Origin of the sequence: Sulfobacillus thermotolerans (assembly GCF_039623705.1) — a bacterium.
GTDB lineage: Bacteria > Bacillota > Sulfobacillia > Sulfobacillales > Sulfobacillaceae > Sulfobacillus > Sulfobacillus thermotolerans.
In genome coordinates, this window is the sequence record NZ_CP133983.1 from 2,028,014 (window position 1) to 2,048,657 (window position 20,644).

The window sequence follows — 20,644 nt, forward strand, 5'->3', positions numbered from 1 at the left end:
TAGAATGAAGGCAACATCGTGCGAAGACCCGAAGAATGGAGGGAGCTTGTGAATCTTTATGTCTTGCTAGCGGCATTTTTAGCATCATCTGTGGAATTCGTAGAGGCGCTCTCCATTGTGTTAGCGGCTGCGGTGTTTGGGGTGCGCCCTGCCATGCGTGGGGTGTTTTATGCGGTCCTCACCTTGGCGCTCTTGGTGCTGATCTTAGGTGAGGGCATCTTGCGCGTGGTTCCCTTGCATGTACTGCAAGGGGTTGTCGGTATTTTACTCTTGTTATTCGGTCTGAAGTGGATTCGCAAAGCGATCTTGCGTTATGCTGGCCTTAAGGCACTGCATAACGAAGCAGAAGCCTATGCCCGGCAAGTAAAAAAATTAGAGGCCAGTGGCAATGCCGCGTTCGAAGCACAAGCCACGGCCTTTAATGGCGTGTTGCTCGAGGGCTTGGAAGTGGTCGTCATTATTTTGACCATGGGATCGGGAGCTCATGCATTTGGCAGCGCGATTTTAGGATCGGCTATTGGGCTGGTGGCGGTATTAGCGCTTGGCCTTGCACTGCGTGCGCCCTTGTCTCGGGTTCCCGAAAACACGCTGAAATTTGTCGTCGGTGTGATGTTGACCAGTTTTGGAACGTTTTGGGCCGGGGCTGCCTTAGGCGTGCATTGGCCGTTGTCGGAAGCGACGTTGTTAGTCTTGATTTCGGGATATTTAGCCATGAGTGGCTGGTATGTGAAAATGCTTAAGGCAAGGGGGCAGGCATCCGCATGAAGTGGGTGAAAAAAGTCTATGGACTCTTTGTGGAAGACCCCCTGCTGGCCGTTTTAGGATTGGGCTCGTTGCTCATTGCCTTTATCTTGTCGCATGTGGGTTTAGCCCAGTTGTCTGGCTTGGTGTTGTTTATATTTATTGCGGCGTCTATTTTTATAAGCTTACGCCGGTCTTAACGGCGTCATTGACGGCCCTTTATCCCTATGGTATATTATTAAATGCTTTATGTCGGGGCGTAGCGCAGCTTGGTAGCGCACTTGCTTTGGGAGCAAGGGGTCGCAGGTTCGAATCCTGTCGCCCCGACCATTTTTATTGTCAAGGAGTACGCCACCACCCAGAGCGTCCCCGTAGCTCAGTGGATAGAGCGCGGGACTTCTAATCCCGGCGTCGCAGGTTCGAATCCTGCCGGGGACACCATCCTAAATCCATTTCACCGCAAGCGATTGCGGGCTTTTTGTTGTGTTTGTGTTTTGCCCGGCCGTTCACCGCGGCGCCCAGAGCCGATGGATGCGGTTCAACCCAAGAGACGTACTAGACGATCCATCAGGGGAGAACGGTGATGGCGCCAGACCCCAGACTATCGTAGCGACGTAATGGACGCGTGAACGCGGAATTTTCGGTCCCCGGTGCGCCAACATGGAGCACTCTGCCGCATGAAACCCGTGGGCCAATTCCTTCGATCCTTAAGATTCTGCATCATCCACATTCGGGCCGGATAGCGGCCTAGCAGGATTTTCGGTAAATGAGGTGTCCATGCGACAGTATTCCGTGATGGCCGGACCCGCCTCCTTTGCGAAAGATTCGGGATATTTAAATCCCTAAAACTCCTCGGGCTGACATGCGGAGTCTAAGATAGATTGATGCGGGAAAGAGTACGGGCTGGCAACGGGGTATATTTTTCCGTGCAAATCGCTTATCATAATGGTAGGGAAAGTAGGGATGGTTTCTTGTTGGGCAGAAAGGTGGCGAAGACATGGCAGTGCCCATCATTGATAATGCTAAAGTGATGGCCAAGGGACAGATCACACTCCCGAAAGATATTCGATCCCAGTTACGGTTGTCGACAGGCGACCGGGTAACGCTCATCTGTGAGGATGATCGCGTCATTCTGATGAATTCGGCCGTTTATGCGATGAAAATGCTGCAACAGGACATGGTTGGAGAGGCTGAGAAAGTCGGCTTAGGTTCGGACGACGCGGTCATGGATCTGGTAAAAGTGGTGCGAAAGGAAACCGATTGACTGTGAAGGTGTTGATTGATACCAACATTCTTCTTTCAGCCTCGCTAATTCCGTCCGGGGTTCCGTATCAAGCCTACGTAAAAGCGGTTACTCATCCCAATTATGGATTCATAACTGACCAAAACATTGACGAACTGCGGCGGGTGTTTAATCGTAAGTTTCCGCACAAGATTCCGGCCTTGGAACGTTTTTTGGCGTTGGTCTTGACGGTTGTGGAGGTCGTTCAGACACCCGTTGGCGGAATTGCCGACGAAGTCCTCGTGCGCGACGCTTCGGATCGTCCTATTCTTCGCGCTGCCGTTGCCGCGCATGTGGACATACTCATTACCGGAGACAAGGATTTTCTGGAAGCAGGCATTACGACGCCGCACATCATGACGGCGCGCGAATTTGTTCAAATGGACGTGGGGTAGCGATCCCATGACCTACCAGATGGACGGAAGGCGTGGGAGCTGATGCTTAAGTCTTGCCCTGACCCGGTGGTGCCGGACTGGAAGGTATTTAACCGGTTGGGGCGCGTCATCAGGAAGAGATGGAATGGATGGGTGTTTGGGAGCGGCACCGTGGACACTCAGCCACCCCAAATCCTTTGATGCTCAAGGATTCCAGCGCATCGGAATGACATGGTAGACACCTGAGCGTGATTCTTCTAATCTCGTATCGCAGGTTCGAATCCTGCCGGGGACACCACAAAAATTTGAGACACCGCAAGCGATTGCAGGTTTTTTGTGTTTGTGTTCCGCCAGGCCGTTCACCGCAGCGTCACCCAGAGCCGATGGGAGACGATCCGTTGGGGGAGAGCGGTGATGGCGCCAGCCCCAGACTATCGTAGTGACGAAATGGACGCGTGAACGCGGGATTTTCGGTCCCCGATGTGCCAACATGGAGCAATTCTGCCGAATGAAACCCGTAGGCCCAATTCCTTCGATCCTTAATGTTCTGCATCATGCACATTCGGGTCGGATAGCGGCCTATCAGGATTTTCGGTAAAATGGATGCGTATGGTAGTTGCAAATGGACAGCAGGAATATATTTTGGAGAATGATGGATGATGAGCACTAATTCAACGACATTCATATAAAAGCCGAACATGTTTCAGCAGATAGTCGTGAAGCGGCGGAAATCCAAGGATTGAACCTCGTGGGCACCACCCTCAGTCACATCTCCACTAGCAGCGTATGGGTCCGCATGTTGATTTCCGCCGGAATCAAGCCTTGGCCCACCAACAAAGCCGTCACGCGCAGTATGTGGCCTATTTATGCTTTGTATCGGGAAGGGGGATCGACAGTGAACCCCTTTTACCAGTTTCTGTGCTTTTACAAAGTTATGGAAGGAATGCGCAAATTGCGAAGCGGCCTTCACAAGGACGTTGCTCTGGAAACGGGAACCTCCTTGTTTTGTCCAAAAGAAACTCGTGAAGAGCAATTACCCACATGGAAAGCCCTCATTAAGTAACGGGCATTCGAGAAGCGATACCTCCTCATATATGGTCGTCGCGCTGACGTGGAGAATTCAACTTAGGCGGCCATTCGTCAACATTCGATGAGCGGTTCATGGCGTGGGATTCCTTGAGTCCGACTCTACAACTTAGCGACGCCGTGACTGCTCAAGTGGATAAATACGGCTACCACGCAGTCATGATTCAACCAACAATCAAAATCGGCTCTAGAATGGCGGTCGCTTATGCCAGTTAAGGACAAGCAAAAAGCTGTTGCCAACACGCACGATATCGCGACAAAGAAACTTAGCCCTAGCGAGCACGACGGTGGCCATATTGGGATGAGTGGGCTAATAGGGACAAGGAGGCATTCTTCGAGCCCGATGAGGAATAGCCCTGAAGAGGAATTTGACGGGGCGTCCGGTGGCCATCGTATCTATGGATATAAAACGTCCTCCACCAGTCAAGAGAGAGTGAACTCTTACTTCGCCCGCCTCAAGTGTTGGTACTAATTCATTTTGGCAGGGGTTGGCCAATGGCTGCCATCGTAGGCCCGGTCATTGGTTAAGGCGGTTGGCATGACTTCGCGGCAAAATGCCCACACGGCCCGTCGCAAGCGGAGTGTGTGGGCATGACGCGGTGATAATGAGATTAGCGACGGGGCAGGGAAGCCCCTAACCGGAATTGTCGCGGATACCGTTTTGACTGTCGACCTTCACGAACGTGATTTGTGACCAGAACGATCAGAATGCCATCTGTTTTACTTCACGATGGAACCTCCGTACCTCATCCCACGACCAGCGTGCAAAGGCTCGAAGCCTATTTTGGGCGCATCACGGGAACGTGGGGGCGAACTATGAAGAGCTGGGTGCAGCCACAGGCACCGTCGACGGGGACCATACGGTGTCGCCGCCGGTTCCCGCTGAGGCTGCCGAGCAGGCGGTTGTCGTCGAGCCCAATTGCATGCGCACGTACCTTGCTACCGGTTCACCATCGCGGCAGTGTGCGAGGACGGCGTCAGCCGCCCCCTTAGGGCGACGACGGACATCAACAATCCTCCCCTTCTGAAGCATGACACCGCTTCCACTTGTTTGACATTGCTACGAATTTCGCGTGTCCGTGGGCTTTGACACAAGGCCATCTTCCTAACGGGTAACGTCCCGGAGGACGACCGGGGGCGAGAGTCTCGCGGGGTGCCACTGAAGATGTCGGACGGTTGTGTTTAGCCGTCCCAGCGCCGGGATGCTATACTACGATCCGCCCCGTGGGAAACGGTGTTTGAGGGCCTATGCAGAGGTTGTTTGTCCCAGCCGGCGTTAATCCGCAAGGTACTATCTCTTCCGTTTGAGATCCCCGGCCTGCTACCACACCTCGGCCTCGTACGCCTCCACGCCGGACAGTCTCATGATCCGTTCATAACCGTCGTCGGTCGTGGCTACTAAGGAAAAGTCGAAATCGATCTCGCGGAAGACACACCAGGCGTGGTCTTCAGGCCACCAGAGGAAGGGTGTCACTGAATAAATACCGCGTGCAACATCATACACGGCCTCGATGGGGCCAGAGGCTAACCAATAGGTGCGGCCACTGGGGGCCCAGCCCGGCGGTGCCCACCGTGGTAACCGGGCAATCTCCTGGCAAAATTGCTGGCGTAATCGCCGCCGCTCGTCAATGTCGGGGCGTGTACGGTCGTCATGGACCTCCGCCCACCCGCACTGATTCGCGTTCCATTCCCCGGTGGTGTCGCAAAATCCCATCCAGATATGCTCTGGGGTCGTGGTCAAGCGGCGCAGCACAGGAATGAGCTTTTCCAGGACCACGGGCGACAAGTGCCAGTGTGGTTCCTCGTCGAAGGGCGGATCCTGGGGTCTCGCTTTTGGGGGCAATAGGTCTTCGAATCTCAAGGCCTCGTCAAGGTCCTGATTCGACCACTGGGCGACGGTGGCCCATGATACGGGGATCAGCCGTCGTTCGTGCTGATCCCACGTGAGCCGCTCCACGCTCGGACCGGGATTCTTCCATGCTGGATGATTCAATCGCACATAGCGAGCATAGCCGCGCGGGATAAGTTTTCCGATGAAACGATGGTCTCCGCCTGACCATAGGCTAGGATCATTCAGCCACGTGGTGGCCGATAAGTCCGCATAGAGCTGTAGGTCAGGTGGCCACCCAAAGCGGCCGATGTCGAAGATATCCGTATCCGTGCGCATGGGACCCTCCGCTGTTGTTTTTAGTTTAAATTGTGCTGATCTTACTATAGCTGATAGGAATCCACTGTGGCGATAACGGGGGCGAAATTACCGTAAGGGCGCCAGATGAGGCGAATATTTGGAATGTGACCCAATAGTGTTTGTTTGGAGGCGTTCTACGGCCATGTGGATCAGAAGTTCTAGGGTTTGACGGTTCCACCGTTGGAGTTGACTGGGATGTATCTGGTGTTCAGCCGCAATCTGAACGACCGGCTTCTCTTCCTTTAGCTAGCATCTCCGGCAACGCTTGGGCTTTGAACGTCGCTGCATGATGTTTTTGCTTTGGCACACGTGTTCAGTGGATGTATGTCGGACACCAGACACTGAGACTCTAACCGGATCGGGTATTCAGACTCGGATGCGGTCTGATAATGTAGAACTCGAGGGATCCGCGGCCGACAATAGATAACGTAAAATTCAATCCTAGGATATAAGGATGCCTGCTAGCCTTGTGCGGTACTCCTAAGGGACCATGACAGATATATCGTCGAGTTGTTCATAGAAAACAGCTGGTAGGTGCAGGCCAGGGCGAATAACTGTAATAAGTAAGGTGTTCGCATCATTTTTCTTGACGATGGTCCACTTTCCTAACACATTCGAATTTGGGGTGTGCATGTACCGTCTCTATATACGCTCGACGCGGAGACTCGACATAGAAGTCAAACGTTAACTGCGCATCTCGTATCATTATCCTGTGTTTTGAAAAATATTTTATCGGCAACGTCGACAGGTAGGCCTTGACATCTTCGGGAAATGTCTTTGGGCGGCGTTGTGTCTTGACTAGCTCAAGGTCTGCGAGTCTAATCGCAGTATTAATCAACCCAGCAAGTGCCGCAGGCCGGTGGAGTTTTTCAATAAATAGCTCGCCGTATTCGAAATGAACCTCCGGGTCGATAAGGGATTTCTGAACCCAAGCTTTGTTTGCCTCCAGTGAAATCCCCAGGGCTACGAACCGATGTACCGTTTCCCCCAAATCAGACAGTCTGCCTGACTCAGGGTCGAAAAAGAACGTTAAAACATCTCCGTCGGGTAATAGAAACGGAGTTTCCATGACATATTTATTTATAGGTTCCTCGTAGTGGCAAGTGAACAACCATGGCATTGAACTTACCACTTGATCGATCACACTGCATGTCACTTCAGACCCACCTGCCTTGCACTGTCAAGTTACCCAATTGTTTAGATTCATAGTCAATGTGACATTCATGAAGAAAATTCCCCAGCGACTTCTGCACGTCCGATGGGTCTTCAATATCTCCTGGTTCATAGGCCCATTGATCTTGGTATGCATCTGTCCATTTGTGCTTGTGTAGTTTATCGATTTTTGTTCGGGAATTTGCGCCTGGATTCCTGTGTGGTTTATTAAAGTCCAGCCGTCGAATATTTTCACTCTTTCCGTACCTCAATATAAATGTAAACGTTTTTGCCTTATCGTTGTATGGTAACACAAGGTCCAAGGGTCGAACATCACCCGATTCCGTGAGAAGCACTCGTGCATCTGCTCTGTAGAGGAACGGCGCCTCGGATCTCTGTTTCCATTTGACTTTGTCGTGTAACGCCTTGGGCTGGATGAGGAACACTTCCGATTCAGCTTCTGTTAACGCCATAAGGCCTCGCTTATTATTAGTTGTTATTAAATAATTACTTATACAATAATTAGTCTTGAACAAGAAAAATCGTTTTCGTCAAGATGGAATGGCTCTTCCGAGTCATGTCAGAACAAACCGGGCCAAAATGCCATGAGATAGAAAATGAATACATCAAATATTTCCAAGGACAAACGCGTTTTTGTCTACCCCACTCACTCAAAACCTCATTATCACCAATGGAGGACCACAGTTATGTGACTCTGCGGATTGCGGAGGTTTCGGTGGAATGGGTGAATTGATGGGACCGAAACGGGGAATGACAACGCCACCTGTGTTCACATTTGCTGTATGCGGTTTCCGGCATTTGTCCATCGAGTATCCTTCGAACCCGTTCACCGCAAGTTTTTTTATTGCTTTGGTTTCCATTTTTTTAATGGTCTTTTATCCTCGCGGGCGAGAAACACTGTGCATCGCGGGCGATGCGGTCTAGTTTGTGCCTCAGAATAATCCGCTGTATTGTTCACAATATGGTCGAATTACTGCTGAGCGTTTAAGGGCCCTTAATGCGCATTAGTGACGTTTCGTCGTTTATTCGTTTAGCCAAGTAATCCCCTCATGATGAGAATGTCAGATAAAAGGGCAGATAAGGTCTTCTGCAGAGACTCCATTTGGGATGGATGACATTAGTCAACACAAGGATTACCGAAGATATTGTGCCTCGGTTCCCCAAAAGCCTTTTGCGGTTATTTCGTTTAATTCGTATAATGTGATTGAGAACGAGTAGACTAATTCGCGGAGAGGAGGGATCCTTTTGGCTGATCAAATATTAATTGGGCCAGACGAGCAAGATCTCGAAATCATTAAGCGAGTGGCTGGCGACTTAGTTGCACATCCGAATACGAACTATGTCTTGGTGGATGATCAGCATGTTGAGGTAAAGCTTCCTACTCCGCTGGTGCGCGTTTTAATGGAGGCAGCGAGACAACTAGCTAAGGGCAATTCTGTGTCCATTCTGCATTACGAACAGGAGCTGACGACACAGCAGGCTGCGGATTTGCTGCAAGTCTCCCGTCCGTATTTGATTCGTTTGTTGGAAGAGGGGAAGATACGCTATCACCTCGTGGGATCTCACCGCCGGGTACGGTTGGGTGATCTTTTGGACTTCAAGAGCACACGGGACAGTCTACGTAAAGCCAATGTCAATGAAATGGTGCGGGTGTCGGAGTCTTTAGGGTTATACGAGTCGGATGATTTCGACGAACGGGAGCCATAAATATGGCTTTCGTTGCGTTTCTCGACGCATGCGTCCTATTTCCTACGAATCTCCGCGATGTCATTTTGACCATTGCGGAAGTCGGCATCTGTCAAATCCGGTGGAGCCCGGATGTTTTGGATGAGTTGCAACGGACCTATATCAAAAAAGCGAAGGGAGATACTGCCAAAGTAGAGGCTGGTGTGAAATATTTGCTCGATATCATGACCGATGCGTTCCCCGATGCCATGGTAGATCGCAGTTATTATGTACATGCGATTCCCGCGATGCCGAATGATAAGAAAGACCGACATGTGCTAGCTGCAGCTATTGCTAGCAGGGCTGATGTATTGGTTACCGCTAACCTTAAAGATTTCCGTGTGCCCGCCGGATTCTGTGACACGGACGTGCAGCATCCGGACGATTTTTTGTGCTATCAATTGGAGCTTGCCCCACAGGAGTTTTTTTACGCTCTTAAGGACCTCGCATCAAACAGACATAGTCCAATGAATTCAGTTTCCGGAATCCTAACATCACTTCAAAAAACGGTTCCCAATTTTGCTTTACAAGCCCAAACCATGTTATCCGATTATTTACTATAAAGGCCGAGGTGTTCTGAGTATCCGGACTTCCCTCAATTATGGGGCGCAACGTTGTGCCATTCGGACGATCATCGGAACCATAGCTACTGAAAAGGGAAACAAAGGAATCGTCGGCCAGAATTTTGGATGCATCGGGCGATCAGACGACCTTAGGATTCGTCATAGCGTCGAGTACCTCGGTAAGCTACTGTGGGGGTGCTGGTGAATATCGGTGAATTCCAACCGTAAGATTTTATACGAAGTTTTGTAAATAGGATACCCCTTTGCGGCGCGTAAGGGGTTATGAAAGTGCGATCACGTCCCGTCAAGTGACGTAAAAGCTCGGCTTCCTACCGACTTGCAAAGTGAGTTGCCTTTGGGTATCCTGCAACTCTTCCGGCTGAGTGGCATTCCGGAACTCGTCAGCTTTGCCAAAGGCGTCAGTGACGATGAGGTGGCCGTACTCGCCGGCGTTCGTAGCTTTTGAAGCCAAGGGATGGTGGAAGGATTTAACAACAAAATTAAGCGATTGAAACGGATCTTGTATGGGGGGCCGGGGGATTTCCTCCTACGCCAACGCACGCTCCACACCCATGCCGGCTAAGAGCCTCCGCATGCGTCAGGCCACATGGTTGGTTCAGCCTAGCCTTTTTTACGGTCGCTCTAGGACCCGTCGCCGAATGCGGCGGCAGCGAGATGACCACAGACGAGCACCATTACGTGACGGGCGCTGCGTGACAAAATTCGCCATGGTTGGATAAACGGAAAGGCTTACACCAAAAGTGTGGAAGAGCCATTTCTATTTGGCCATATACAGTTTGCGTGTGAGGCGGATACACAACGCGGCCTAGATCACTGGATGGCCACCACGCCGCACCCATGGCATCTTGTCCCCACATCCACTATACCCCGGCCGAACTGGTGCGATTTGGCCAGTCTGCGGGTCACGCGTGACGTGACAGGCACCCGTACCGTGACCACTCCGAAAATTTCCACGCGACCCTTCGGGATCCTGGATGCGCTCCACATCCCCCTCAGCGTCTTTACGGAAACAGCCATTACGCGAACCGTCACCATGAAACCCCTTAACTGGAAAATTATGGGGAGGAATAGATGATCCGGTATCTCCTGTGGATGTTTATATGTGGTTTTATCTGTCGAATCATCGAGCAGAACAAAATTTCGTGCGAACGGGAGGTGTTTTAGTGGAGCCCTGCTTCGACGTGAGTTGGATTGTCAAGCTATACAGCGTTAAGTAAGTGCATGGGCAGAGCGCGCTGTTATCCCGGAAGTGCTGGAATGAAGAGTAGTGAGTGGAACACAGGAACCACTGGTATAATTTTTGCGAAGATGGTGGACTCATTGCAACCCGCCAAAAAAGCTTGCATGATATTCGATTAAAATATCATTGTTGTCTCAATGCAGCAGGAATTGACCAACGCATCCCCGAATATATGACAAAGGTTGGGAATTTGAAATCTATGGTAACGTTTTATCATGAAACGCTGCAAGATATTTCCGGGTAAGTGCAGGAGTGTAAAATAACGTGTATCGACGTATATGAGGGGAAGCATCTATCGACGTATATGAGGGGCCACCATTACAAAGGGCGACAAACTATCGATAGCGGCGGCCTGTTTCGATATGCAAATGTATAACGGCTGTATTCTTGCCGACAGCGTGGGGTTGGGTAAAACATTTACCGCCCTCGCCGTCATCAAGTATTATGAATTGCGCAATCGTACCGTGCTGGTCCTCTGTCCGAAAAAGCTGGGAGACAACTGGCGCACGTTCAAAGAAAACTATCGCAATAACCCCATTGCCTCCGACCGCATGCGGTATGATGTGCTGTATCATACCGATCTCTCGCGCGAGCACGGGTCCTCCGGCGGAGTCGATCTGTCCAAGCTGAACTGGAGCAATTACGATCTGGTCGTGATCGATGAAAGCCACAATTTTCGTAACGGTGGGGACTATTCCGGGCGCGGCGACGACAAGCGGGAAAACCGGTACCTGCAGTTAATGAACAAGGTGATTCGACAAGGCGTCAAGACCAAAGTGTTGATGCTTTCCGCTACCCCTGTGAATAACGGGTTCTCCGATCTACGCCACCAGCTAGAACTGGCCTACGAAGGCACTCCAGCACTGATTAACGACAAACTTGACACGACCAAACCTATTGATGTGATTTTCCGCAATGCCCAAACCGCTTTTAATCGGTGGAGCAAACTGGATCCCCAAGAGCGCACGACCGAAAGCCTCCTACGTGCCTTGGATTTTGACTTCTTTACCGTGTTGGATAGTGTGACCATCGCACGGTCTCGGAAGCACATTGAAAAATACTATAATACCGAGGAAATCGGACAATTTCCCGAGCGAAGGCCTCCCATCTCTCTGCGTCCGAAGCTGACGGATCTTTCATCCGCAATCGACTACGATGAGATTTACGAGCAGCTAATGCTCTTAAATCTCGCCGTGTATGTGCCAACCGACTTTTTGTTGGAGAGCCGACGTGCCAAATACATCGACCCTAGTGTGAATATCGACCGTGCGGGACGCGAAAATGGGATACGGCGTTTAATGTGCATTAACCTGTTGAAACGACTCGAAAGCTCTATCGCATCATTCAATATTACGCTGCAACGCGTGAAAAGCCTGATTGATGGTACAATTGCGGCCATCGATGCCTTTCAAACAGGTATGAACCGGACGATTCATACGCGCGAGTATGACCCCGGCGACTTTGATGACGATGATCTCAATACCAGCGTATTTCCAACCGAGGGAAAGAAGCTGGACATCGACCTCAATGATATGGACTACGTATCGTGGCGCGAGAAGCTGGTCGCGGATTCCGAAATCCTGGAGTTGCTGGCCCTGATGGTCAAAGACATCACACCGGCACACGATACGAAGTTGCAAACGCTCCTGCAGCTGATTGCAGACAAGGTGCAGCAGCCGTTTAATCGGGGCAACAAAAAGATATTGCTCTTCACAGCGTTTTCGGATACGGCCGAGTACCTGTATCACCATGTTGCACCGTTCGCCAAAGAACGGTTTGAGCTGGATTCCGCGATCGTCACCGGGACCACCGATGGCAAGACGACGGTTAAGCTGAAGCACGTCGATATGAACACCATTCTGACGTTGTTTTCTCCGCTATCGAAGGATAAGGGCGTGCTCATGCCCTACACCCCGGATCACATCGATATTTTGATTGCGACGGACTGCATCTCGGAAGGGCAGAATCTGCAAGATGCGGACTTCTGTATCAATTATGACATTCACTGGAATCCGGTCCGTATTATTCAACGATTCGGGCGGATTGACCGGATTGGCAGCCGCAATGAAACAATCCAACTGGTAAATTTTTGGCCAAACATTGCCTTGGATAAGTATTTGGAACTCAAAGGACGCGTGGAAACCCGAATGAAGGCCTCGGTCATGACGGCGACGGGCGACGATAACCCCATCGATCCGGAGGAGCGGGGTGACTTGGAATATCGTATGGCGCAGCTTGAAAAGCTCCAAAATGACGTGGTCGACATCGAGGATATGCAGTCCGGGATTTCGATTATGGATTTGGGATTGAACGAATTTCGGCTGGACTTGCTCGAGTACGTCAAGCATCACGGCAATTTAGACAAAGTTCCCTTCGGGCTTCATGCGGTGGTGAAGGGCCACGCCGACGCACCCCCAGGGACAATTTTTATCTTGAAAAACCGCAATGCGCACATCAACGCGAAGAACAAGAATCAGTTGCACCCCTTTTATATGGTCTATGTTGGCGATGGATCCACCGTATATATCGACCACTTGCAGCCGAAAAAACTGCTTGATGTGTTCCGTCAGCTATGTCGAGGTCAGCCTGAGCCCGATCGTGCACTGTGTGACGAGTTTAACGCGGAAACGCAAGATGGACGCGATATGCGGCGCTATTCCGACTTGCTCTACGTGGGGGTGAAGTCCATCGTGGATTTGAATGAGGAGGATACCCTGGACAGCTTCCTCTCGGGTCAGCCGATATCGTTGGCGGCCCATACGATCGAGGGATTGGATGATTTCGAGTTGGTATGTTTTGTGACGGTGAGGTGAGATCGCAAGATGTTAGGCTTACCCAGCACGACGGCGATTAACAAACCGCTGGCGAAAAAGGCGTTGTTTGAGAAGTTCAAGCCACCGGCCGCTGACCGCAAACGGTTTGATGAGCAGATTAGTCGCCTAGCAATTGTCGCGGAAATCTCGCCGCAGACGGTCAATCTTGCGGCAAGCAAGGAGGTGTCGGCGGTCTATGTGGTTGCCGTGACGCTAAAAACCCCCGATTGCGACACGAAGAACATTGCGCTCCTCGCGCAATTCATTGCCCAGCGATTGGTCTTTGTCCTGCAATATAGGGATCATGCACGACTGGCCGTGTACCGCACGGCAAAGGTTCTGGTGTCGGACGACAAGCCGATAGACGCATGGCAACTAAAGTTGAGTGGCCTTGACCTAGGAGAGGCATGGGACCACGTTGTTGCCCAAATCGCGCAGATTGACCTGGCGAGCGGACAAGACCTTGATGCGATCCTCGCGGAGAATGACCGCCGCGAAAAACTATCCAACCAAATTGCTGCGCTCGAAAGAAAAGCGCGGGCGGAACAACAATCCCGCCGGAAGTGGGAATATGCCGAAGAAATAAAGCGGTTGAAAAGAGAATTAGGAGGACAGACCCATGAATAAACCCGACCGACTCCCCATGCACACGCCGTCCATCACGGACGAAAATTTCGCGAAGCTGGCACAACTGTTCCCCAACGCCGTGACGGAGACGATTGATGAAAACGGGGCGGTGGTCCGAGCCGTCGATGCCGACGTGCTGGCCCAGGAGATCAATGTGCACGTCGTATCCGGCAAGGAAGAGCGCTATCAGTTTACATGGCCGGACAAGCGTAAGAGCATACTGCTGGCCAATCAGCCCATTGCCGCCACGTTGCGGCCCTGTCGTGAAGAGAGCGTGGACTTTGACACCACCGAAAACCTCTACATAGAGGGGGACAATCTCGACGTGCTGAAACTGCTCCGCGAAACCTACCTTAACCGCGTGAAAATGATATATATCGATCCGCCGTACAACACAGGAAATGACTTCATTTACGAGGATAATTTTTCGGAGGAGTCGGGCGACTTTCTACGTCGTGATGGGCAGTACGACGAGCAGGGTAATCGCCTCACGCCAAACCTCGATAGCAATGGACGTTTCCATAGCGACTGGTTGAATATGATGTATCCGCGCTTGCGTGTGGCAAGGGACTTACTAAGCGGTGATGGAGTAATTTTTATCAGTATTGACGATAGTGAAGGGTATAACTTACGTAAACTCTGCGATGAAGTTTTTGGCGAAAATAATTTTGTAGGAACCATCCTCTGGAAAAAGAAAACCAATGGAAATAATATGGGGATGATTCCACCCGTCCATGATTACATTATCGCCTATGCTAAACACGTTGATGATATCGGTGAAATTGGATACGAGATTACCGAAGAGTTCATTGCTAAGACTTATTCAAACCCCGATAATGACCCGCGCGGAGCATGGACAACAATGGATTTATCGGCTAATCACAAAGGTCCGCATTTCCCGATTACTAATCCTTCAACGGGGCAGACTTTCAATCCTCCGGAAGGGCGATATTGGGTATTCAATGAAGTTGAGGTGCAACGCCGAATTGCGGATGGCCGTATTATTTTTGGAAAAACAGGAACAACCCGCCCGGTTCAAAAAATTTTCGCCGCCGAAAGGCTTAATGGAAAAATTCGTGCTGAATCATGGTGGGATAGCCACGGCATGAATGCGGATGCCACAGAGGAAATCCGTGCCCTGTTCGGCCAAGGAAAACTCTTCACGCATCCGAAACCTTCAAAGTTGATATATAATCTCTTGAAAATCGCTACCGGTAAAGACGATTTAGTCCTCGACTTCTTCTCCGGTTCTGCCACAACGGCTCACGCGGTCTTGCAACTCAACGCCGAAGACGGCGGCAAGCGCAAGTTTATCATGGTACAAATTCCCGAAGCTTGCAATGACAAGAGCGAGGCGTTCAGGGCGGGATATAAAAACATCTGCGAAATCGGCAAAGAACGCATTCGTCGGGCAGGTCGCAAGATCAAGGAGGAGGCGGGACCGACCGCGCTAAACCTTGATATTGGTTTTCGCGTGCTGAAGCTCGACAGTTCCAATATGAAAGACGTGTACTACAGGCCAGAGGAAATCATGCAGATTAAAGTTAACCCTGATGGCCTGATCGACAACATCAAGCCGGACCGCACCGATGAGGACTTGCTGCTTCAGGCAATGCTGGACCTCGGTATTCCGTTGTCCGCAAAAATCACCCAGGACGGCCCGTTGTTTTATGTCAATGACACCTATCTGATTGCCTGCTTTGGCCGGGTGGATACCGCCCTTATTACGGACATTGCGAAGAAACATCCCTATTACGCCGTGTTCCGTGACGCCACTTTCGTCAGCGACAGTGCCATGGTGAACATCGAGCAGGTGTTCGCTACCTACAGTCCGTCGACCATCAGGAGGGTGCTGTAAATGCCGTTTCAATTCAAGATACAGCCCTTCCAGACCGAAGCTGCTGAGAGCGTGGTGAAGGTGTTTGCTGGGCAGTCAAATCATGGCCTGTCCAAGTTTCGCCGCGATGTTGGCCAGCTAAAAGGCACGCTGGACGAATTCGATCCGGACTTTGAAACCGCCTACCGCAATGCCGACGTGGAGTTGTCCAGAGAACAGCTGCTAAAAAATATCCATGCCGTGCAGACGGCAAACCATATCCAAAGGTCGCCAGAGCTTGTCGCTGGCTTGGGCACAGTGTCTTTGGATATCGAGATGGAGACAGGCACCGGCAAAACGTACGTCTACATCAAGACAATGTTCGAACTCTACAAAACCTATGGGTGGAGCAAGTTCATCGTGGTCGTGCCCAGTATCGCGATTCGTGAGGGAGTCAAGCAGGCGTTTGAGATGACGCAGGACCACTTCATGGAGCTTTATGGCCTCAAGGCCCGGTTCTTTGTGTACAATTCCGCGAATCTGCACCAGTTGGACGAGTTTTCTCAGAACAGCGGCATCAACGTCATGATTATTAACACCCAGGCGTTCAACGCCACGATGAACGAAGACAAAAATATCGAAGGCCGACGCGGCAACGACGCAGCCCGCATTATCTACAGTAAACGCGACGAGTTTGGGTCACGTCGTCCCATTGACGTGATTAAGGCGAATCGTCCCATTATCATTCTCGACGAGCCGCAGAAAATGGGAGGTGTGGCGACGCAAAATGCGCTGAAAAAGAACTTTGCGCCATTGTTTTCCTTGAATTATTCGGCAACGCACAAAACCTCCCATAACCTGATTTATGTCCTTGATGCACTAGACGCTTTCCATAAAAAGCTGGTCAAAAAAATCGAGGTCAAGGGGTTTGAACTGAAGAATTTGAGTGGAACGAACGGCTATCTCTATCTGTCGGAAATTGTGCTGGATAAGCGAAAACCGCCACGCGCCCGGCTGGAATTTGAGGTCCGTCGCAAGAGCGGCGTGCCGCAGCGTCAAACGCGATTACTGGATGTAGGCGACAGCCTGTACACCGCATCACAGGGTTTGGAAGAATATAAGGGTGTCTCGATCGCCGAAATTGATCCGATTCGGGCCCGGGTGACCTTGACCAACGGAGAAAGCCTGCGCACGGGAGAAGCCACGGGCGACGTCAACGAGAACGATATACGTCGGATACAAATTCGGGAAACTATCGCGTCTCATTTGGATAAGGAGGAAACGCTGTTTGCGCAGGGCATTAAGTGCCTGTCGCTCTTTTTCATCGACGAAGTGGCCAAGTACCGGCAATACGGGGACGATGGGGAGGAAATCCTTGGGGAATACGGACGTCTGTTCGAAGAGGAATATACAGCCGCGCTAAACGAACGGATGGCACTTTTCCCAGCAGCATATCAAGCCTACTTGCGTGGCATAGCAACCTCCGCGACCCATCGCGGGTACTTTTCTATCGACAAAAAGGGACGGGTCACGGATAGCCCCGTCAAGCGCGGCAGCGAGTTTTCGGATGATATTTCCGCCTACGATCTTATTCTTAAAAATAAGGAGCGGCTCTTGTCCTTTGAGGAGCCGACCCGGTTCATCTTTTCACACTCTGCACTTCGCGAAGGGTGGGACAACCCGAATGTATTTCAGATCTGCGCGCTGAAGCATTCGGATAACGCAACAGCCAAGCGGCAGGAGGTCGGACGCGGGTTGCGTCTTTGCGTGAACAGTAAGGGTGAACGACAGGACATGGAGGTCTGCGGCGAAAGTTTAGTGCACGCCGTGAATCTGCTGACGGTTGTTGCTAGCGAGAGCTACGCCGAATTTGTGGCGGATTTGCAAAAGGAAATTCAGTCCGACCTTTATGAGCGCCCCACAAGGGCTAGTATTGAATACTTCACGGATAAAATGGTGCAGGTTGGGGATGAAATTCACGTCGTTACAGCTGCTGAAGCTCGGGCTATTTACCATTACCTGGTCCGCAACGACTATGTAGATGACAATGGTGAAATCACGGATACATATCGCAATGCTGTTGATCTCAGCACCCCGACCCCTTTGAGTGCCGATCTGGCACCACTTACTAACGGTATTCATCAGCTCATACAGGCTATCTTTGATCCGAGTGCGCTGAAGGATATGGTGGACAACGGACACGAGACCAAGATTAAAGAAAATCCATTGAACGAGAACTGGAAGAACTTCCACGAGCTGTGGCAGCGTATCAACAAAAAATATGCCTATACCGTCGAATTTGACAGCAACGAACTCATTGCAAAGTCCATCGCTGCTGTCAATAACGAACTGCATGTCGGCACCCTGTCTTATACCAGTACAAGAGGTCGACAAGAAGGCGCAGAGTTCACTGTCGAGGGTACCGAAACGAAACAGCTCGACCGTGCAGCAGGAAGTTCTGTCGAATATGACCTTGTTGGTAAGATCGCCGAAGGAACGACACTTACCCGGCGAACGGTTGTGGCAATCCTTAAAGGCCTAAACCCCCAAAAGTTATGGCAATTCCGCGATAACCCGGAAGAATTTATTGCGAGAGTCTGCGCTGTCATTAACCGTCAGAAAGCTTCAGTGGTTGTGGAACATATTACGTATTCCCCAAGTGCGGAAGATCCCTATTCGCCGGAGATATTCACAATGAGTCGCGCTTCAAACGAATACGCAAGGGCATTTAAGGCAAGGCACGCGATTCAAGATTACGTATTCACGGACGGGACGGCAGCGGAAAGTGTTGAGCGGCGTTTTGTTAAGGATTTGGATGTAGCCGAAGAGGTGGTGGTCTACGCCAAGTTGCCGAAGGGGCCGCGGGGTTTTTACATTCCCACACCCGTGGGCAATTACTCCCCGGACTGGGCGATTACGTTTAAAAAGGGCTCGGTGAAGCATATTTTCTTTATTGCCGAGACCAAAGGCACGATAGACAGCCTTGAACTACGGCCGATTGAGCAGGCAAAGATTGCCTGTGCCAAGAAACTGTTCAACGAAATTTCTACCACTGGAGTCAAGTATCATGAGGTCGACAGCTACCAAAGTCTTCTTACAATCATGGAGACCATCTAGATATTACCCATGTTCCACACAGCTGCCACGCGTAAATATGGTAAACAGGGGTAATTGGGCAAGGACCGCATTCGACAAAGTAAGTCCATAGACGACGCTAAAGAGTCGTTCAAAACAATACGCAGAAAAGGAGTTGAACACTATGGAACACACGTGGAATGCCACCCATTACGATGATAAGCTCGGTTACGTAGCGGAGTTCGGCAAAGGCGTAGTGGCGTTATTGCAGCCTCAACCAGGCGAACATATCCTCGATTTAGGATGTGGGACTGGGGAGTTGACTCAGGAAATAGCCACGGCGGGAGCATTTGTGATCGGAATGGATCTTTCGGAATCCATGATTCAACGGGCCCGCCAAAAGTACCCAGCGTTGACCTTTAGGGTGGGCAATGCCGAAGCCTTTCAAGTGGAACGGCCTATGAATGCGGTGTTTTCAAATGCCGCCCTGCACTGGATGAGGCAGCCTACCAAGGTTATCAAATGCGTGTGGGATGCACTAGACACAGGTGGGCGATTTGTTGCGGAATTCGGGGGAAAAGGAAACGTGATGACGGTCATTGATGCGTTAGACCGGGCCATAGGGGATCTGGGCATTAATGCCCAAGACAGAAATCCCTGGTACTTTCCGAGCATTGGCGAATACACCACATTATTAGAACACCAAGGCTTTAAAACAACCTATGCAGTTCATTTCGCGCGTCCTACTCCGATGCCCGATGGTGACAAGGGCATTGAGCATTGGCTAATTGGATTTGCCGAAAGTTTTTTGTCTGGTCTTGACCATCTAACACGAGACAAGGTAGTTCAGCAGGTAATTGAACAGTGTCGCCCAGTATTATATCGTGGTGGCCAATGGTATATCGATTATCAGCGTCTTCGCGTCGTTGCCGAGAAAAAATGACTCGGAAAGAGGGGCGTGGGTTCATAGGAATCCCGCGTCTTAGTGGTCTAGCCACAGGTCTAGATTAGTACTCGCTTCTGCATTTCCTTATCTGAAAAGAGATTTGTTTTTACCGTTTCGTACCTTGCAGTAGGGTGGGGGGCCAACAGAAAATCGGTTGAATGCTTGCGAATACATAGAACGCGCGGAGGGATGGGGATGGCTTCTATGGCCGTATATCGCGTAATCCTCTTTGATTTGGACGGCACCTTAACAGACCCCAAGATCGGAATCACCAAGTCGCTACAGTATGCTCTCCAAAAACTTGGAATCGATTCCCCAAGTCCGGACGCCTTAACCGCATTTATCGGACCGCCCTTACATGTGACATTTTCCCAGCAGTATCATCTAGATTCGCATGCCGTGTCGCAAGCCGTCTCATATTACCGGGAGTATTTTTCGAGCTATGGACTCTATGAAAATCACGTATATGAAGGCATTCCGTCTCTACTTGAAGCGCTGCGCGTTACGTCGCGACATTTGGTGGTTGCGACATCTAAGCCGAGTATCTTTGCTGAACGAATTCTGGACTATTTTGGGTTGCGGGCATTCTTTGATACGGTCATTGGGAGCAATCTTGACGGGAGTCGATCGGGGAAGACCGAAATTATCGCCCAGGCTCTGCAATGCTATCCCGGCATGTCTGATGCCGTGATGATAGGCGACCGGGCTCATGACATTGTGGGCGCTCACAATAATGGTATTGATTCGGTTGCGGTGACCTATGGATATGGCTCGCTTAGCGAGTTGCGGGAGGCCAATCCCACGTTCCTCGCGCATACTGTCAAGGAGACCGAACGTCTCCTGGCGCAGTAACTCCAAGGTTTTTAACAGACTTGGGATCGCCAGATGGGCCGATTCGTGAGCATTAGACGGTCGAAGCATCACTGTGGTGATGAAGCTCGAACCGTAGAAATGATGAGGGCGTTCAGTTGAAG

General features: G+C 50.8%; 16 protein-coding genes and 2 tRNA genes. 15 read left to right on the forward strand and 3 right to left on the reverse strand.

Features of this window, described 5'->3' with window-relative positions; genetic code table 11:
- Positions 1–48: 48 nt before the first annotated feature.
- The 7 genes from ORD20_RS10525 (at position 49) to mauJ (ending at position 3,460) form a co-directional block, all read left to right on the forward strand.
- Entirely contained in the window at positions 49–765 is a 717-nt protein-coding gene (locus tag ORD20_RS10525; RefSeq protein WP_103374890.1) for a COG4280 domain-containing protein, read from the forward strand.
- Entirely contained in the window at positions 762–941 is a 180-nt protein-coding gene (locus ORD20_RS10530; RefSeq protein ID WP_103374889.1) for a hypothetical protein, read from the forward strand. The genes ORD20_RS10525 and ORD20_RS10530 overlap by 4 nt, the downstream gene beginning before the upstream one ends.
- A gap of 53 nt (positions 942–994) precedes the next feature.
- Positions 995–1,071: transfer RNA gene (locus ORD20_RS10535), tRNA-Pro, on the forward strand.
- A 35-nt stretch (positions 1,072–1,106) separates the two neighbouring features.
- Positions 1,107–1,182 (forward strand) — tRNA-Arg (locus tag ORD20_RS10540).
- A 556-nt stretch (positions 1,183–1,738) separates the two neighbouring features.
- Positions 1,739–2,005 carry an AbrB/MazE/SpoVT family DNA-binding domain-containing protein gene (locus tag ORD20_RS10545; RefSeq protein WP_103374888.1) on the forward strand — a complete coding sequence of 89 codons (267 nt, stop codon included), beginning with the start codon at positions 1,739–1,741 and terminating at the stop codon, positions 2,003–2,005.
- Between the two features lie 2 nt (positions 2,006–2,007).
- On the forward strand, positions 2,008–2,418 hold the full coding sequence (locus ORD20_RS10550) for a putative toxin-antitoxin system toxin component, PIN family (protein ID WP_103374887.1): 411 nt from the start codon (positions 2,008–2,010) through the stop codon (positions 2,416–2,418).
- Positions 2,419–3,250: 832 nt separating this feature from the next.
- A complete protein-coding gene (gene mauJ, locus ORD20_RS10555; protein WP_430626709.1) occupies positions 3,251–3,460 on the forward strand; it encodes a methylamine utilization protein MauJ in 210 nt (69 codons plus the stop codon).
- A gap of 1,344 nt (positions 3,461–4,804) precedes the next feature.
- Here the strand turns inward: mauJ and ORD20_RS10560 are convergent.
- From ORD20_RS10560 to ORD20_RS10570, 3 genes are all read right to left on the reverse strand, one after another.
- A complete protein-coding gene (locus ORD20_RS10560; RefSeq protein ID WP_103374883.1) occupies positions 4,805–5,650 on the reverse strand; it encodes a hypothetical protein in 846 nt (281 codons plus the stop codon).
- A 598-nt stretch (positions 5,651–6,248) separates the two neighbouring features.
- Positions 6,249–6,815 (reverse strand): hypothetical protein, encoded by a 567-nt coding sequence (locus ORD20_RS10565; RefSeq protein ID WP_146039000.1) that lies wholly within the window; start codon positions 6,813–6,815, stop codon positions 6,249–6,251.
- Positions 6,816–6,828: 13 nt separating this feature from the next.
- On the reverse strand, positions 6,829–7,296 hold the full coding sequence (locus tag ORD20_RS10570) for a DUF6978 family protein (RefSeq protein ID WP_103374881.1): 468 nt from the start codon (positions 7,294–7,296) through the stop codon (positions 6,829–6,831).
- Positions 7,297–8,089: 793 nt separating this feature from the next.
- On the opposite strand from ORD20_RS10570, the gene ORD20_RS10575 reads away from it, so the two are divergent.
- The 8 genes from ORD20_RS10575 to ORD20_RS10610 all read left to right on the forward strand — a co-directional run bounded on the left by ORD20_RS10575 (position 8,090) and on the right by ORD20_RS10610 (position 20,522).
- Positions 8,090–8,551 carry an excisionase family DNA-binding protein gene (locus ORD20_RS10575; protein WP_103374879.1) on the forward strand — a complete coding sequence of 154 codons (462 nt, stop codon included), beginning with the start codon at positions 8,090–8,092 and terminating at the stop codon, positions 8,549–8,551.
- A gap of 2 nt (positions 8,552–8,553) precedes the next feature.
- On the forward strand, positions 8,554–9,132 hold the full coding sequence (locus ORD20_RS10580) for a PIN domain-containing protein (RefSeq protein ID WP_103374878.1): 579 nt from the start codon (positions 8,554–8,556) through the stop codon (positions 9,130–9,132).
- Between the two features lie 1,623 nt (positions 9,133–10,755).
- The gene (locus tag ORD20_RS10585; RefSeq protein WP_430626156.1) at positions 10,756–13,206 is read left to right on the forward strand and encodes a helicase-related protein; all 2,451 of its coding nucleotides are present in this window, start codon (positions 10,756–10,758) and stop codon (positions 13,204–13,206) included.
- Between the two features lie 9 nt (positions 13,207–13,215).
- Positions 13,216–13,833: a DUF4391 domain-containing protein gene (locus tag ORD20_RS10590; protein WP_103374875.1), complete on the forward strand. Its 618-nt coding sequence runs from the start codon at positions 13,216–13,218 to the stop codon at positions 13,831–13,833.
- Positions 13,826–15,691, forward strand: a complete 1,866-nt coding sequence (locus tag ORD20_RS10595) for a site-specific DNA-methyltransferase (protein ID WP_207654627.1) — start codon at positions 13,826–13,828, stop codon at positions 15,689–15,691. The genes ORD20_RS10590 and ORD20_RS10595 overlap by 8 nt, the downstream gene beginning before the upstream one ends.
- Positions 15,692–18,766, forward strand: a complete 3,075-nt coding sequence (locus ORD20_RS10600; protein WP_173677074.1) for a type III restriction-modification system endonuclease — start codon at positions 15,692–15,694, stop codon at positions 18,764–18,766.
- Positions 18,767–18,908: 142 nt separating this feature from the next.
- Positions 18,909–19,667 carry a class I SAM-dependent methyltransferase gene (locus ORD20_RS10605; RefSeq protein WP_103374874.1) on the forward strand — a complete coding sequence of 253 codons (759 nt, stop codon included), beginning with the start codon at positions 18,909–18,911 and terminating at the stop codon, positions 19,665–19,667.
- A gap of 198 nt (positions 19,668–19,865) precedes the next feature.
- A complete protein-coding gene (locus ORD20_RS10610) occupies positions 19,866–20,522 on the forward strand; it encodes an HAD family hydrolase (protein WP_369825230.1) in 657 nt (218 codons plus the stop codon).
- The last annotated feature ends 122 nt before the right edge of the window (positions 20,523–20,644 follow it).